This is a genomic window from Natrinema caseinilyticum (assembly GCF_024227435.1).
Taxonomy (GTDB): Archaea; Halobacteriota; Halobacteria; order Halobacteriales; family Natrialbaceae; genus Natrinema; species Natrinema caseinilyticum.
In genome coordinates this window covers 1,272,256-1,287,966 of record NZ_CP100445.1, presented here as the reverse complement: position 1 = coordinate 1,287,966, position 15,711 = coordinate 1,272,256, and the positions used below count along the sequence as shown (strand labels likewise).

The 15,711-nt window shown below is 64.0% G+C and carries 12 protein-coding genes and 1 tRNA gene; 9 read left to right on the top strand and 4 right to left on the bottom strand.

All coding sequences use genetic code 11. The annotated features are described in order from the left end of the window. Positions 1-11: 11 nt before the first annotated feature. Positions 12-1,412: a selenium-binding family protein gene (locus tag NJT13_RS06205; protein ID WP_254524704.1), complete on the bottom strand. Its 1,401-nt coding sequence runs from the start codon at positions 1,410-1,412 to the stop codon at positions 12-14. Between the two features lie 428 nt (positions 1,413-1,840). Next, positions 1,841-3,235, bottom strand: a complete 1,395-nt coding sequence (locus NJT13_RS06200) for an APC family permease (protein ID WP_254524703.1) — start codon at positions 3,233-3,235, stop codon at positions 1,841-1,843. Positions 3,236-3,660: 425 nt separating this feature from the next. On the opposite strand from NJT13_RS06200, the gene NJT13_RS06195 reads away from it, so the two are divergent. Continuing rightward, positions 3,661-5,028 (top strand): aspartate aminotransferase family protein, encoded by a 1,368-nt coding sequence (locus NJT13_RS06195; RefSeq protein WP_254524702.1) that lies wholly within the window; start codon positions 3,661-3,663, stop codon positions 5,026-5,028. A 95-nt stretch (positions 5,029-5,123) separates the two neighbouring features. Next, entirely contained in the window at positions 5,124-5,609 is a 486-nt protein-coding gene (locus NJT13_RS06190; protein ID WP_254524701.1) for an Lrp/AsnC family transcriptional regulator, read from the top strand. Between the two features lie 611 nt (positions 5,610-6,220). On the opposite strand, the gene NJT13_RS06185 is transcribed toward NJT13_RS06190, so the two are convergent. Then, positions 6,221-6,295 (bottom strand) — tRNA-Val (locus NJT13_RS06185). A gap of 190 nt (positions 6,296-6,485) precedes the next feature. Between NJT13_RS06185 and trpD the strand changes: the two genes are divergently transcribed. From trpD to trpG, 4 genes are all read left to right on the top strand, one after another. Continuing rightward, on the top strand, positions 6,486-7,508 hold the full coding sequence (trpD, locus tag NJT13_RS06180; RefSeq protein WP_254524700.1) for an anthranilate phosphoribosyltransferase: 1,023 nt from the start codon (positions 6,486-6,488) through the stop codon (positions 7,506-7,508). Next, positions 7,505-8,155 carry a phosphoribosylanthranilate isomerase gene (locus NJT13_RS06175; RefSeq protein ID WP_254524699.1) on the top strand — a complete coding sequence of 217 codons (651 nt, stop codon included), beginning with the start codon at positions 7,505-7,507 and terminating at the stop codon, positions 8,153-8,155. The genes trpD and NJT13_RS06175 overlap by 4 nt, the downstream gene beginning before the upstream one ends. An 11-nt stretch (positions 8,156-8,166) precedes the next feature. Further along, positions 8,167-9,891, top strand: a complete 1,725-nt coding sequence (gene trpE / locus NJT13_RS06170; protein ID WP_254524698.1) for an anthranilate synthase component I — start codon at positions 8,167-8,169, stop codon at positions 9,889-9,891. A 254-nt stretch (positions 9,892-10,145) separates the two neighbouring features. Beyond that, on the top strand, positions 10,146-10,718 hold the full coding sequence (gene trpG / locus NJT13_RS06165; RefSeq protein ID WP_254525409.1) for an anthranilate synthase component II: 573 nt from the start codon (positions 10,146-10,148) through the stop codon (positions 10,716-10,718). Positions 10,719-10,804: 86 nt separating this feature from the next. Here trpG and NJT13_RS06160 read toward each other — a convergent pair whose 3' ends face one another. After that, positions 10,805-10,996, bottom strand: a complete 192-nt coding sequence (locus NJT13_RS06160) for a DUF8029 family protein (protein WP_254524697.1) — start codon at positions 10,994-10,996, stop codon at positions 10,805-10,807. A gap of 434 nt (positions 10,997-11,430) precedes the next feature. Here NJT13_RS06160 and NJT13_RS06155 point away from each other — a divergent pair, with 434 nt between their 5' ends. The 3 genes from NJT13_RS06155 to NJT13_RS06145 all read left to right on the top strand — a co-directional run bounded on the left by NJT13_RS06155 (position 11,431) and on the right by NJT13_RS06145 (position 15,693). Further along, positions 11,431-15,003 carry a TSCPD domain-containing protein gene (locus NJT13_RS06155; protein ID WP_254524696.1) on the top strand — a complete coding sequence of 1,191 codons (3,573 nt, stop codon included), beginning with the start codon at positions 11,431-11,433 and terminating at the stop codon, positions 15,001-15,003. Between the two features lie 102 nt (positions 15,004-15,105). Then, positions 15,106-15,282: an HVO_2523 family zinc finger protein gene (locus tag NJT13_RS06150; RefSeq protein ID WP_254524695.1), complete on the top strand. Its 177-nt coding sequence runs from the start codon at positions 15,106-15,108 to the stop codon at positions 15,280-15,282. A gap of 111 nt (positions 15,283-15,393) precedes the next feature. After that, the gene (locus NJT13_RS06145; RefSeq protein WP_254524694.1) at positions 15,394-15,693 is read left to right on the top strand and encodes a response regulator transcription factor; all 300 of its coding nucleotides are present in this window, start codon (positions 15,394-15,396) and stop codon (positions 15,691-15,693) included. The last annotated feature ends 18 nt before the right edge of the window (positions 15,694-15,711 follow it).

Here is a 15,711-nt window from a genome sequence, read left to right as displayed (position 1 = left end):
GCCGGCTGTCACTACAGCCAGACGTCGCTCGTGCAGTCGCCGTCCGGCCACCGAATCTCGTGGGCGCGGGCGGGGCCCTCGGGGAGCGTCCCGAAGTCGACGAGGAAGTCCTCGTCGAGGGTCATCGTCCCCCTGCGCGGGTCCACGTCCGCTTTGAGCATCACCGAGCCCTGTTCCCCTTCCGCCGGGAAGAACTGGTCGTCCCACGTCGAGTAAAGCGACGTCGTGAAGTAGAGGCGCTCGCCGTCGAGCGAGAGCTGGAGCATCTGCGGCCCGGCGTTGATCGGTCGGCCCTGCACCTCGCGGACGTCGCCGAAGAGCCCGCCGAGTGAGAGTTCGTCGACCAGTCGCGGGGTCGACGGATCGGAGATGTCGTACATCCGGACCTCCCCGTGGAGCCAGTTCGTAAAGAACAGGTAGCGATCGTCCATCGAGACCAGGAGGTCCGTGATCAGCCCGGGAACCGGCATGTCCCAGTCGTCGTGTTCGCGCGACGCCACGTCGATGACGTTCTCAGCGCGCCAGTCGCCGTCTTCCCTGGACAGGTGGAACATGTTCGACGAGAGCGCCGCGCCGACGTAGGCGTGGTCGGACTCGGGGTTGTGGAGGAATCGCACTTCGAGCGGGACCAGCCCCTCCTCGCCGAGGTCGATCGTCTGCTCGACCGTTCGGTCCTCCCAGTTCCAGATGTTGAGCCGCTGGCCGTACTCGCCGGCCTCCACGTCCTCGAGATCGAATCCCGGCTGGTAGGTCGACGGGGCGGCCCACTCGGAGGAGACCATCACGTTTCGGCGCGGCTGGTACCAGTAGTCGTAGTTCATCCCGATGTCCCCCGGCGTATCCCAGCGCCCGTCGATCTCGAAGTCCTCGTCGAGGAGCAGGAACCCGCCCGGGAGGTCGCCCTCGGCATCGCCGAGCATGCTGATCATGATCTGCCCATCGGGGATGCAGTGGACGGTGTGCGGGGCCGAGAGATCGTACTCGTAGACCTCCTCGGGTTCGATGACGGAGATCAGTTCGGGATTCTCTCGTTCCGCGGTGTCGATGATGTGGATGCGAGACGACCGGTTGCCGGGGACGACGAGGTACCGTCGCTCCGCGCCCTCGACGTGACAGGACGACGAACAGGCGTTCCAGCCGAAGTGGTGCAGCTCGTCGCCCTTGGTCGGCATCTCGACCCTGTCGACGATCTCGCAGTACGTCGACGAATCCGGATCGACGTCGACGACGGTCAGCATGTCGGGAGCGTCCGTCTCGGTTCCGACGTAGAGCGCCGGCACGTAGGCGACGGTCTCTCGAGTCGACTCCTCGATGGCGGCCTGGGGCGTCTCGTATCCCACCGCGCCGGCGTGGTGTTCGCGGTGGCCTTCGTGAACGTGAGTCTCGTCGGCGTGATCTGAGTGAGAGCTCATGCGCTATATTACGACGGACTGCATGATAAACAAATATCGTGGAAAACAATGACAATTTTTCCGGCTTGACGTTTCGTTGGACCGGTGCCTCACGGGAAAAGAACTGACCGACGTTCCGCGGGTGGACGCGAGAACGGTGAGCCGTTCGAGGTCGTCCGGACGATTCGGGGATTCGCTTCGGGCCAAATCTCGCTTCGTTGGAAGCATCGTGCCGGAACGTGACGTTCGCACACCGGGCCGCTCACATGTCAGACGGATGATTGTGTAACCAGTGGGTCGGAACCGTTCGTATCGGCCTCACCGGTAGCGGCGTTGCGGACGACGGTCTGCCGTAACGATGTGCCGGTGCAACCGCGACCGTCCTGCGGTTGCACCGGCGATGACGTACAGTAGTCCGTATGGCGTCGGAACTGAGAAACGGCGGGCGGTTACTCTCCGTGAGCGTCGGCCCGTCCCGTCTCGCTGGCGAGGTATGACTGCGAAACCAGGGCGATGCCGAGGACAACCCACAGGAGGATGATGCCCCACTCGAAGGGCCACTGTAGCGCGGATGGGGCTCCCGGCAAGTACATCACGGTGAATCCGAGCGTGAGCGCGAGTCCGAGGAACCCGACCCCCTTCCCGGCAGGAATCTTCAGCGGGCGCTCCATCTCGGGTTTGCGGACGCGCAACACGAGGAACGAAATCACGACCATCACCCACGCGATGACGATTCCGAATCCCCCGGCGTTGACGATCCAGATGAGCATCTGTTCCCCGAACAGGGGTGCGAACGCCGACAGGCCGCCGATAAGTGCCAGCGCCCGCGAGGGAGTGTTGGTTTCGGGATCGACGGTTGCCAGCGTCTTCGGCAGCATGCCGGATTCGGCCAGCGCGTAGATGGCGCGACTGCCCCCGAGCAAGAACGCGTTCCAACTAGTGAGAATTCCGGCGATGCCGGCCAGTGCCATGATCTTTCCGATCAGGGCACTACTGAAAAGCGACTCCATCGCGGCGGCTGCGGGAAGCGGACTCTCGACGAGGACGGATCCCGGAAGCGCCTGGCCGGACGCCCAGATGACGAGGATGTAGAAGAGCGCCGCGACCAACACGGAGACGACGATCAGCAGGCCGAGCAGCCGTTCGGAGATGTCGGCCTCCCCGGCGGCCTGCGGGATGACGTCGAATCCGACGAACATGAACGGCGTCATGATGGCGACGGTGAGCACGCCAGCCATTCCGGAGTCGGCGAACGGTGGCGTCGACGTCGAGTGACCGTTCGCTACGGCGCCGATAGCGAGCGTGACTCCCGCCAGACCGATGACAAGCGTCAGGATCGTCTGGAACTGTGCCGCGGGTCGGACGCCTTTGTAATTCAGATACGTCATGACAATCGCACCGACGCCACCGACGAGGACCCACGTTCCGTAGACGGTCTGACCGGCGACCGTCCAGAGTGGGATCGCGTTGAATCCGGGCACGACGTACGCCAGCGACGACGGAAACGCGACGACCTCGAAGACGACGACGCCGACGTATCCCAAAATCAACGACCAGGTACAAATGAACGACCCGATGGGACCCAGCGCGCGCATACTGTAGACGTGTTCGCCGCCGACGAACGGCATCGCCGACGCGAGTTCGCCGTAGATGAGTCCCACGACGGCGACCATGAACGCGCCGATAACGAACGCCAGAACGGACCCGGTGACGCCGCCCTGGTTGATCCAGTAGCCGGACTGGATAATCCAGCCCCAGCCGACCATCGCGCCGAACGCCAAGACAAATATGTCACGCTTCGTGAGAACGCGTGAGAACTTTCCGTCGGTTTGCGTGTCAACCATATGCACTCGTTTAGATACAGGGCCTTATACCTTTCTAAGTTCGAGAATTAGTATTATTCTGGAACTCAGTTCGAATATTCCTCTGCACGGGATGCACGGACGAGTCGGGAACAGTGTCGCAGTCCGACCGGACGACGATCGACGGCGGAACGGCAGGGAACGGGAGACGTCCCCGTGGCGCTGGACAGCTGACTCGAGACCTTCGCGCCGAATACTGCGCTGGACCGGCGCGACTGAGCGGGGACGACGAAGGCAGGAGAGCGACCAGGGAACCGACGAGTTCGCCGCACGTCGGCGTGGCACTCGTCGGTCGGCGAGACGCTTGAGCCGTCCCGGCGTGCCAGTTCCTCGGACAAAATATGGGGAAGACGAATAAAATCGGACCCAATACAAAGTTTTAGTATTCAGTAGGACTGTGTTCCGTCATGGCTGCAGGACAGACGTTCGACGAACTCCACTTCGCACAGGAGCCGGAGATCGAGACGGCGATTCCAGGACCGAAGTCGAAGCAACTCCTCGAGCGACAGCGACGCGTCGACAGCAGTGCGGTCGCGTATCCGAAGGTCGTTCCCATCGCGATCGAGGAAGCGAAAGGTGCGACGGTCCGCGACGTCGACGGAAACACGTTCCTCGACTTCTTCGCCGGGATCGGCGTCCTGAACGTCGGTCACTCGAACCCGTACGTGCTGGAGGCCGTTCAGGAACAGACCGAAAAGGTTGCACACACGATCGATTTCCCGACCGAAGCGCGATTGGACCTGATCGAGGCGCTCAACGACATCGCACCGGGGACGCTCCCCGACAACAACCGCGTCGTTTTCGGCGGACCGACCGGCAGCGACGCCATCGAGGCGACGATCAAGCTCGCCAAGTACAACACTGGCGGCGACGGCCTCATCGCGTTCCGCGGGGCCTACCACGGCGGTAGCGCGGGGGCGCTCAGCCTCACGGCGGGCAACAAGTACAAGGAGGAGTACACACCCTTGCTCCCGAACGTCCGTCACGTGCCGTATCCGTACGCGCAGGCACAGGGAATCGACCCCGAAGACGCCACAGACCGTGCGCTGGCCAACGTCAGGGAACTTCTCGAAGACCCCTACAGCGGACTGGCGAATCCGGCCGGAATCTGGGTCGAGCCGATCCAGGGCGAAGGCGGCATCGTGGCACCGCCCGAGGGGTTTCTCCCGGGTCTCGAGGAGATCGCGGAAGCCAACGACGTCCCGCTCATCGTCGACGAAATCCAGACCGGATTCGGTCGGACCGGGAAGTGGTTCGCGAGCGACTGGGACGGCGTCACCCCCGACGCGATGCCGATGGCCAAGGCGATCGGCGGCATCGGGCTGCCGCTGTCGGCGACCATGTACCACGAGGACCTCGACACCTGGGACGCCGGCGGACACGTCGGCACCTACCGCGGAAACGCCCCCGCGATGGTCGGCGGTCTCCGCGCCATCGAATTCATCCGTCAAAACGACCTGCTCTCCCACGCTCGCGACCTCGGCGAGTACATCCGGGACCGCCTGCGCGAGTCGGCCGACGTGACCGAACACCTCGTCGACGTGCGCGGACGCGGACTGTTCGTCGGTGCGGAGTTCGCCGACGGCGAGGAGAGGACGGGCAAGGAACTCGTCAAAGCTGTCCAGGAGGAGTGTTACGAGCGCGGCGTCTTGATCTGGTCGGCCGGCCGACGGGGCAACGTCCTCAGACTGATTCCGCCGCTCGTCCTCACGCGAAAACAGGCTACCATCGGAATGGACATTATCTGTGAGGCGATCGAGCGACGCGCAGCCTGACAGTCACCGCGGGCATCATTCGCTCCTGTAGAGACCAACGACCAGTATTCATTTGTATGTGCCCGCTCTCGTTGAACGGTATTCGGAATAAAGCTATGGATGAGAAAGACATTCGGATTTTGACCGCCATTGCCAAAGACGGAACGGCGAGCCCGGACAGAATCGAAGATACGACCGGCATCCCGAAATCGACGGTTCACTATCGGCTCAACCGGCTTCGCGAGTCCGGCGTCATCGAAAACGATCTCCACAATATCGACCTCGAGAAGGTCGGCCTCTCGATCACGCTCATCTCCGAGGTCTGGGCCGAGTTCGAGGAGGGGTACCACGACCTCGTCGGAGAGAAACTCGCCGCCGTCGAGGGCGTCAATCAGGTGTATTTTACGATGGGAGATACCGACTTCGTCGTCATCGCTCACGTGGCCGACCGCGAGATGGTCGAGACGTTCGTGGAGGACTACGAAGCGATCGAAGAGATCGAGCGGACCTCGTCGAAGTTCGTTATTACCACAGTCAAAGACGAACGGAACCCGCTCAACGACTTCGACGTCGAGACGCTGGTCGAGGCGCTCGCCGAGTAGCGTCGCAGTCAGCTGGTTCGCCTGGTCGCGACCGATCAGCTGTCGCGCCGTTCCTCGAGAGCGCGGATCGCTCCCGAGTTCGTGGCGTCATTCGAAGGTAGCGATGTCGATGAAATCCCGGTCGTGGCTCGGCGAGCGGACGTCGTGGACCCCGCAGGTGGAGTCTGTCTCGAAGATGGACCTGTGGTGCATCGGCGAGTAATCGGCTGTGGCCCGTCGTGGTCGGCCTCGACCAGGAACCCGCGAACAGTATCGCCCTCAGTGCCCGCTAAAACCGCCGCCTTCACGTCGTTCGGGGCTGTGTCTCGTCTAAATCAACCCGGTGTCGCAGTCCTGTCACTCGCGAATTTGCCTGCGACAGAAGTAGTGGGTTGGGGCAGATTCGAACCACGGTCGTTCCGCTTCGCTTCACTCCCTGATTCAAATCTATCCTACCGTCACGAATATGCCGCTCACGGACTTGCTCGCGGCAAAATTAGTGGGTTAGGGCAGATTTGAACCACGCCGAGACGTGCTCGCTTCGCTGCGCGCGACTCGTCCGGTTCAAACTGCCGACCATCTTCGACGACACGGACTCCTCGCTCCGCTCGTCGTCGTTGTGTCGTCAAAAATGGGTTGGGGCAGATTTGAACTGCCGGCCTCCTCCATGTCAAGGAGGTGTCATAACCAGACTAGACCACCAACCCGACCGGTTTTGCGTTCACGCAGCCTGGCTTCCGGCGCCACGCTGTCTGCACTCTCTGCTTGCCCGCCACCACAATTGAAGGTTTCGAATCGACCGCCGTACGCGAGTCCGCCCCACGCGCCCGGTCGATACGCTTAAGTTGATGTACGGATTTGGGCATTGTAAGACAACTACGTACATTGGTGTTCACAATGAAGGAGTACGTCGAACGCGTTACGGAGGGGACGGATCTCACGCAAGCGGACGCTCGAGCGGCCTCGACGGCCGTCTTCGAGGGTGCGACGGAGGCACAGATCGGCGCCTTACTGACGGCGCTGCGCGCGAAAGGAGAGACGGAAGCGGAAATCGCCGGCTTCGCCGAGGGAATGCGAGCGGCGGCGCGGACGATCTCGCCGGACCGAGAGCCGTTGGTCGACACGTGCGGGACCGGCGGCGACGACTACGACACGATCAACGTCTCGACGACGAGTGCGATCGTCGCCGCCGGCGCGGGAGTGCCGATCGCAAAGCACGGCAACTACTCGGTTTCGTCCTCGTCGGGCAGTGCGGACGTCCTCGAGGAAGTCGGCGTGAACGTCGAAGCGGAACCGCCGGCCGTCGAGGACGCGATCGAGACCGACGGCATCGGCTTCATGCTCGCGCCCGTGTTTCACCCGGCGATGAAGGCCGTCATCGGGCCGCGGAAGGAACTCGGTATGCGGACCATCTTCAACGTTCTCGGACCGCTGACGAACCCCGCGGGGGCGGACGCACAGGTCGTCGGCGTCTACGAGTCCGATCTCGTCCCGGTGCTCGCGGACGCGCTGGCCCGGATGGACGTCGACCGCGCGCTGGTCGTTCACGGTTCCGGGACCGACGAGATCGCCATCCACGGGGAGACGGTCGCGGCCGAGGTCGCCGGCGACTCCGTCGAGGAGTACGCGCTCGAACCGGCCGATCTCGACCTCGACGAGTACGACATCGGCGCCATTTCCGGGGGGTCCCCCGAAGAGAACGCGGCCGACATGCGCGGGATCGTCGACGGCGACGTGACCGGTGCGAAACGGGACGTCATCCTCGCGAACGCCGGCGCCGCGATCTACGTCTCCGGCGAGGCGGACTCGCTCGAGGCGGGAGCCGACGCGGCTCGCGAGGCCATCGACTCGGGAGCAGCGACGCGGAAACTCGAGCGACTCTGCGATGCGACGGCGACGCCGGCCGGGACGGGACGATGACCCGCGTGAAGATCTGCGGATTGACCGAGATCGCCGACCTCGAGGCGGCGGTCGACGCGGGGGCCGACGCGGTCGGGATCATCTGTGACGTGCCGGTCGACACGCCGCGGGAGGTATCGGTCGATCGGGCCGTGGCACTCGCGTCGGCCGCGCCGCCGTTCGTGACGAGCGTGCTCGTGACGATGCCGGCCAGTCCCGAGGACGCGATCGAACTGGTCGACGAAATCGAGCCCGACGCGATCCAGATCCACGGCGGTATCCAGCCCGGCGACCTCGCGTACCTGCGCGCGAAACTGGACGTCGAAGTCCTGCTCGCGGTCGATGCCGACGACGCGGCGACCGCCGAAACGTACGACGACGTCGTCGACGGGCTCATCGTCGACACGGCGGGCGAAGACGGAGGCGGCGGAACCGGACGGACCCACGACTGGGACCGGACCCGCATGGCCGCCGCTGACCTCGAGTCGCCGTTGATCCTCGCGGGCGGACTCACCCCGGAAAACGTCGGCGATGCCGTCAGGACCGTCGAGCCGTTCGCCGTCGACGTGGCGAGCGGGGTCGAAGACCGCGGCGGCATCAAAGACGCCGAGGCCGTTCGAACGTTCGTCGACCGAGCGAAAGAGGCCCGCCGGCCGGCGGGGACCTGATCGTGACACCCATGACCGAATCCGACGCACCCAGATCGCCGGCGTTCGACATCGATCGAGAGACGTTTCGCGACCACGCGGGAACCGGCGCTGACCGGTCGGATCGGCCGGTCGTCGTCCGCACCGTCGCGACGCTCGCGGTCGACACGACGCCGCTTGCCGCCTACGCCGCGCTCACCGGACGGACCGACGCGAGCGACCGCGAGCGATCGCCCTACGCCTTCCTGCTCGAGAGCGCGGAGAAGACCGCTTCGAGCGATCCGGACGGGGCGTTCCGGCCGAGCGCCGCGGACGCGGAACGCCACGCGCGATACTCCTACGTCGGCTACGATCCGGCCGCCGTCGTGACGGTCGAATCCGGAGCGGCCACCGTCGACGCGCTCAGCGACGACGTCTCGCTGGAGGGCGTCCGGACGGAGGCGGACGGCGACACCGTCGACGCGCTCCGGGCGGCGATGCCGGACGTGCGCCTCGAGAATATGCCCGACCACGACCGTCAGCACTTAGAAGGCGGGCTGGTCGGCTTTCTTTCGTACGACGCCGTCTACGACCTCTGGCTCGAGGAGGTCGGGCTCGAACGGCCCGACTCGCGGTTCCCTGACGCGCAGTTTCTCCTGACGACGAAGACGCTCGCGTTCGACGAGCGCGACGGGACGATCTCGCTGATCTTCACGCCGATTCTCGACGCGGACGACGACCCCGACGCGGTGTACGAGGCGCTCGCCGACGAGGCCGACGCGGTCGCGGCGACGCTCCGAGACGCGACCGACCTCGAGACCGGCGGGTTCGTCCGCGAAGACGAGGTCGCGGACCCGAAAGCGGAGTACGAAGAGAGCGTCAGGCGGGCCAAAGAGCACGTCCTCGACGGAGACATCTATCAGGGGGTCATCTCCCGAACGCGCGAACTGTACGGCGACGTCGATCCGATCGGCTTCTACGAGGCGATGCGAGACGTGAACCCGTCCCCGTACATGTATCTGCTCGACCACGACGACCTGACCGTCGTCGGGGCCAGCCCGGAGACGCTGATTTCCGTGCGCGGACGCGAGGTGATGTCGAATCCGATCGCCGGCACTTGCGACCGGGGCTCGAGTCCCGTCGAGGACCGCCGCCTCGCCGGCGAGATGTTGGCCGACGGCAAGGAACGCGCCGAACACACGATGCTCGTCGACCTCGCGCGCAACGACGTTCGGCGGGTTTCCGAACCGGGATCGGTTCGCGTCGACGAGTTCATGAACGTCCTGAAGTACAGTCACGTCCAGCACATCGAATCGACCGTCACTGGAACGCTTTCGTCCGACGCCGACGCCTTCGACGCGACGCGTGCTGCGTTCCCCGCCGGCACGCTCTCGGGTGCGCCGAAGATTCGGGCGATGGAGATCATCGACGATCTCGAGACGGAACCGCGCGGTCTCTACGGCGGCGGCGTCGGCTACTACTCCTGGACCGGCGACGCGGACTTCGCGATCGTGATTCGAACGGCGACCGTCGAAACGGGCGCGGCGCCACGCGCCGCGAACGGACGATCGGGCGAGCCGCGAGCCGACGGAGAGCGAGATCGGATCACGGTTCAGGCCGGTGCGGGGCTGGTCGCCGACAGCGATCCGACCGCCGAGTACGAGGAGACCGAAAAGAAGATGGGCGGCGTGCTGGCGGCGCTCGAGGAGATCGAACTCCCGATCGAGGAGTCTTCCCGGACCGGGACTCCCGAAGCGACACCGGAGGTGAGTCGATGACGGAACGTCCGACCACGAGTCTCGAGGCGGAAGAGGGTTCGACCACGAGTCTCGAGGCGGAAGAGGGTTCGACCACGAGTCTCGAGGCGGAAGAGGGTTCGACCACGAGTCTCGAGGCGGAAGAGGGTTCGACCACGAGTCTCGAGGCGGAAGAGGGTTCGACCACGAGTCTCGAGGCGGAAGAGGGTTCGACCACGAGTCTCGAGGCAGACCGCGACGCGCGAGGCGACGACGGCGCGGACTCGCTTTCCGTCCTGTTCGTCGACAATTACGACTCCTTTACGTACAATCTCGTCGAGTACGTCAGTCAGCAGGCCGGCACCGAAACCGAGGTCCTGAAGAACACCGCCTCGCTCGCGGACGTCCACGCCGTCGATCCCGACGCGATCGTTATCAGCCCCGGACCGGGCCACCCGAAGAACGACCGCGACGTCGGTCTCTCGATGGACGTGCTCCGGGACGTCACTCCCGAGACGCCGACGCTCGGCGTCTGTCTCGGCCTCGAAGCCGCCGTCTACGAGTACGGCGGCACCGTCGGCCGGGCTCCCGAGCCGATCCACGGCAAGGCCTCGGCGGTCGATCACGACGGCGAGGGCGTGTTCGACGGCCTCGAGCAGGGATTCCGGGCCGGTCGGTATCACTCGCTCGTCGCGACCGAGGTGCCGGAGTGCCTCGAGGTCTCGGCGACGGCGGAACACGGCGACGACACGCTGGTTATGGGCGTGCGACACCGCGACTACCCGCTCGAGTGCGTGCAGTTTCACCCCGAAAGCGTGCTCACGGCCGCGGGACACGACGTGATCGAGAACTTCCTCGAATCGGTCTGACGGCCGAATCGCCACGCACCGAGCAGTGCTTTCGTACCGTGCCACGACGTCGCTCGCCGCAGCGACGACTGGTCGACACCGGGTCCCTAGAAGAAGGGAAGAAACGACAGATCCGTGAAGCCGGCGGCGTAGAGTCCTGCGAGGACGACGGCGGCGACGATGCCGATTCGGACGGCCAGTTTGATAGCGATTTTGATCGCGACGACGGCGACGGCGAAGGCGGCGAGCGCGGCCAACACCAGCAGGACCGGAGGTGCGGATGTCAGTGCATCGATCATACACCAGAACCCGCACTCCAAGAACGTAATCTTTCCGGGAATTCTGACTTCCACGCGGCGACGACTGACTCACTCGAGACACTGTTCGTTCGACCGACCGTCCCTGTAAAAGTGAAAAACGCTCCACAGCGACGAGATGGCGTCGGAAACAGTCACTTTCAGTCCGGTCTGAAAATCGTTAAGGGAGTCGGCGGCCTAAGGACGCATAACAGCACAGGCGGCAGTCTCGGCGGCCCCGAGAACACAGAAACGACAAGTTCCAGAGACATCTAAACAAATTAATTTGTGTTACTACAAGCAGCGTGGGAGAACAACACCACGTTTTATGATGGATGCATGAATACCGAACCTTCGTCACGAATGATGAGAGAACGGATCCGGACATACAAGAGAATCGACGTGCTGCAGCGTGGTAACGACGAGGTGGCTCGCGCATGAGCGATGCCGAACTCTCCGCGGAAGATCTCACGCTCCCGATCAAGCGCACCGAGGGCGAGACGCTCGAGGAGCGAATGACCGACAACGCCTATCAGAACATTCTCCCGGCACGATATCTGCGCCGGAACGCCGACGGTGAACTCGTCGAGACGCAGGAGGATCTCTTCGATCGCGTCGGCAAGAACATCGCCCTCGCGGAGGCGGTTTACGAGGCCGAAAACCTGGACCTCGAGATCACCGTCACGCCCGACCAGTTGAAGCCCGACCATCCGCGCCGAGACGAACTCGCCGCGGAGGTCTTCGGTGCGGGAACCACGGTCGAAGACGAGGCCGAAACGACGCTGACCGAGCGGAACGTCAACAAGTTCTCCTACGAGACGATCGTTCCCGAACTCCCCGACGCGGTCCGGACTCACGTCGAGGACGTCGCCGAAACCTTCACCGAGGGCATGGAATCGCTCTCGTTTATGCCCAACTCGCCGACACTGATGAACGCCGGCGACGAACTCCAGCAACTGTCCGCCTGTTTCGTCATGTCCCCCGACGACGACCTCTCGGACATCCACGAGACCGCGAAGAAGGCAGCGGAGGTCTTCCAGTCCGGCGGCGGCGTCGGCTACGGCTTCTGGCAACTCCGACCCTACGGCGACGCGGTCGGCTCCACCGGCGGCATCGCGTCGGGGCCGATCACCTTCATGCGAACCTACGACCAGCTCTGTGAAACCATCGCCCAGGGCGGGACCCGCCGCGGCGCCCAGATGGGCATCATGCGCGTCTCCCACCCCGACGTCATCGAATTCATCCACGCGAAGAACAAGGACGTCTCGCTGGCCCACTGTCTCCGACTCAACGACCCCGACGACTACACCTACACCTCCTTCAGCGAAGCCCTCGAGGAAGCGCGCGACCTGATCGACGAGGACGGCCGCGTGCCCAAGCACCTGCGCAACGCCGTCGAAGGCCACCTCTCGAATTTCAACATCTCCGTCGGCGTCACCGACGGCTTCATGGAGGCCGTACAGAACGGCGAGGAGTACACCTTCACCAACCCGCGGACGGAGGAACCCCACATCGCCACCGCCGAGACCAAGGAGATGTACAGCCGCTACGACCTCGGCGAGCACGTCGACGTCGGCGAACCGCTCTCGATCCCCGCCGAACTCGTCTGGGAGCGCATCGTTGCCGGCGCCCACGAGAACGGCGAACCCGGCGTGATCTACCTCGAGCGGGTGAACAAGGAACACTCGTTCGACGTCGAGGAGCACGACGACCACCGTATTCTGGCGACTAATCCATGTCTGACAGCGGGCATGGAGGTCCGATTGGCGGACGAAACTACCGTGCCGATCGGCGAACTGGCTGCCAGTAACGAATCGGTGAACGTGCGGACGCTCGACGGTGGAGCGGTTGTTACTCGCGAGGCACGCGCGTTCAAGACGAAAGTAAACGCCGATGTTGTGCGCGTCACGACTGAATCCGGCCTCGCCATTCGCGTTACCCCGGACCACGAGATACGTGCTGAAAACGGTGAATGGGTCGAAGCCGTCGATCTTTCGCCCGGGGACGAAGTCGTTAGCCTCTCGAAGCCGCTCGCAACACCGCAAGGAACCGTACATGAGACGACTACGGCCACCATCGCGAGCGTCGAGGCAGACGGCAGCGAAGACGTGTACGACCTGACGGTCGACGATACACACAATTTCTTCGCCAGTGAATCCGGCGACGAGACAATAAACGTCCACAACTGCGGCGAGCAACCGTTGGAAGAGTACGAGGCCTGTAACCTCGGGCACATCAACCTCTCGACGCTCGCGGACCTCGAGGCGCCCGACTGGCGCGTCTGGTCCGCCGAACACGCGGACGAGTACGACACGCAGGAGGCGGCCGTCGAGGCGTTCCTCGAGGCGGCCATCGACTTCGAGGAGTTCGACGAGCGCATCGAGTACGGCACGCGATTCCTCGAGAACGTCGTCACGATGTCGGACTTCCCGGTCGAGGAGATCGAAGAGAAGGTCAGGGACATGCGCAAAATCGGCCTCGGCATCATGGGGCTGGCGCAGTTGTACGTCCAGCTGGGAATCAAATACGGCAGCGACGAGGGCAACGAGGTCGCCCGTCAGCTGCTGACCCACATCAACCACGGCGCGAAGGCCGCGAGCCACGAACTCGCCACCGAACGCGGCTCCTTTGCCGACTGGAACGACTCGAAGTACGCGACCCCGACCGAGTACCGCGAGTGGTTCGAGAAACAGACCGGCGAGGACGCGGACGACTGGGCCGACGGCTTCCCGATCCGCAATCACAACGTCACGACCATCGCACCGACCGGGACCACCTCGATGGTCGGCAACACGACCGGCGGCTGCGAGCCCATCTATAACGTCGCCTACTACAAGAACGTCACCGACGACGTGCAGGGCGACGAGATGTTGGTCGAATTCGACGACTACTTCCTGCGAACCCTCGAGGCCAACGACATCGACGTCGACGCCGTCAAGGAGGAAGCCCAGGAGCAGATGGCGACCAACCAGTTCGACGGCGTCGAAGGCCTCTCGACCGTGCCGAACGCGATCGGCGAACTGTTCGTCATCACCAGCGACCTCACCGCGAAACAGCACGCGGCGGTGCAGTGTGCCTGCCAGAACGGCGTCGACTCGGCCATCTCGAAGACCGTGAACGCGCCCAACGACTCCACGCTCGAGGACGCCAAGGACGTCTTCGAGTGGGTCTACGAGCAGGGCGGCAAGGGCGTCACCTACTACCGCGACGGCACCCGATCGAAGCAGGTGCTGACGACCCGTGCGGACAACGCCGATTTCGCCGACGAGACGGAAGCCGCACAGGCGCTGGTCGAACAGATCGACGAGATCTTCGGCGGCCTCGAACAGTTCCTCGAGAGCGAGGACGTCCAGGACGTCCTCGAGGAGGACGTCGGATCGCTGCTCGGCGACGCCGAACCCGACCGGATCGATTTCACCGAAAAACGCGAGCGGCCCGACGCGCTCCAGGGCGTCAGCCAGCGCATCGACACCGGCTACGGGAAGATCTACGTGACGATCAACGAGGACCCCGAGACGAAACAGCCGTTCGAACTGTTCGCCAACATCGGCCACTCGGGCGGATTCACCAACTCCTTTACCGAGGCGCTCGCGAAGGTCATCTCGACGTCGCTGCGCTCGGGCGTCGATCCCGAGGAGATCGTCGACGAACTTTGTGGCACCCGGAGCCCGAAGGTCGCCTGGGACAAGGGCGAACAGATCCAATCCATCCCCGACGCCATCGGAACGGCGATGCGACGCTACCTCGAGAACGAGATCGACAAACCGTACCCGAAACAGCAGACGCTCGAGGAATCCGCCGACGCGGAGATCACCGAGTACGACGGCCACGAGACTGACGGCGGGGCGGCCGCGGCCAAAGCCGGTGCGTCCGTCGACGCTGACGACGACACGACGCAGGATCTCATCGACGCCGGCGAGTCGCCGGAGTGTCCTGACTGTGGCTCGATGTCGCTGTACTTCTCCGAAGGTTGCAAAACCTGCGAATCCTGTGGCTGGAGCGAGTGTTGAGCGCTAACTGAGTCCGTCTCGCGTTCTTTTTTCTCTCACTTCTCCCGGTGCAGTATCGAACGAAACACCACACTTAGCACGTGCCGGGAAGAACGCACTCGTATGACGGCCGATGGTCGGGATGGCTCCGGTGGCGGTGCCGCGAAGGACGGCTCGAGTGATCGATCGACCCGCGGCCCGCGCTGTCCACACTGCGACGCGGCGATGTTCAAGCGCCACTGCAAGTACGTCTGTCCCCAGCACGGGGTCATCATCGATTGCAGCGACCCTTTTCGATGAGAGCGCGAGGGTTTCGACCCGATCGGATCGAGCGGTTCAGCGTCCGACTCGAGACGTGAGTCGCCCGGAACCCCTACACAACGAGGGTCTGTGTTCTCCGACAGGAACGCTATGTCTGCGCAACCGACGGTCCTCGTCGTCGACGACGAACGGGAACTCGCCGACCTGTACGCGATGTGGGTCGGCGAAGACTACGAGGTCGTGACCGCCTACGACGGCCGGAGTGCGATCGAACGCGTGAACGACTCGATCGACGCCGTTCTGCTCGACAGGCACATGCCCGATATCACCGGCGATCGAGTCCTCGAGGAGATTCGGGCTGCGGGATACGACTGCTGGGTGATCATGGTGACCGCCGTCGATCCCGGTCTCGACATCGTCGAACTGGACATCGACGATTACGTGACGTAGCCGGTCACGCGGGCGCAG

Excerpts from the sequence above, each read along its gene's own strand:
- NJT13_RS06205 (WP_254524704.1), bottom strand. The coding sequence starts at position 1,412 with ATGAGCTCTCACTCAGATCACGCCGACGAGACTCACGTTCACGAAGGC.
- NJT13_RS06200 (WP_254524703.1), bottom strand. The coding sequence starts at position 3,235 with ATGGTTGACACGCAAACCGACGGAAAGTTCTCACGCGTTCTCACGAAG.
- NJT13_RS06195 (WP_254524702.1), top strand. The coding sequence starts at position 3,661 with ATGGCTGCAGGACAGACGTTCGACGAACTCCACTTCGCACAGGAGCCG.
- NJT13_RS06190 (WP_254524701.1), top strand. The coding sequence starts at position 5,124 with ATGGATGAGAAAGACATTCGGATTTTGACCGCCATTGCCAAAGACGGA.
- trpD (WP_254524700.1), top strand. The coding sequence starts at position 6,486 with ATGAAGGAGTACGTCGAACGCGTTACGGAGGGGACGGATCTCACGCAA.
- NJT13_RS06175 (WP_254524699.1), top strand. The coding sequence starts at position 7,505 with ATGACCCGCGTGAAGATCTGCGGATTGACCGAGATCGCCGACCTCGAG.
- trpE (WP_254524698.1), top strand. The coding sequence starts at position 8,167 with ATGACCGAATCCGACGCACCCAGATCGCCGGCGTTCGACATCGATCGA.
- NJT13_RS06160 (WP_254524697.1), bottom strand. The coding sequence starts at position 10,996 with ATGATCGATGCACTGACATCCGCACCTCCGGTCCTGCTGGTGTTGGCC.
- NJT13_RS06155 (WP_254524696.1), top strand. The coding sequence starts at position 11,431 with ATGAGCGATGCCGAACTCTCCGCGGAAGATCTCACGCTCCCGATCAAG.
- NJT13_RS06150 (WP_254524695.1), top strand. The coding sequence starts at position 15,106 with ATGACGGCCGATGGTCGGGATGGCTCCGGTGGCGGTGCCGCGAAGGAC.
- NJT13_RS06145 (WP_254524694.1), top strand. The coding sequence starts at position 15,394 with ATGTCTGCGCAACCGACGGTCCTCGTCGTCGACGACGAACGGGAACTC.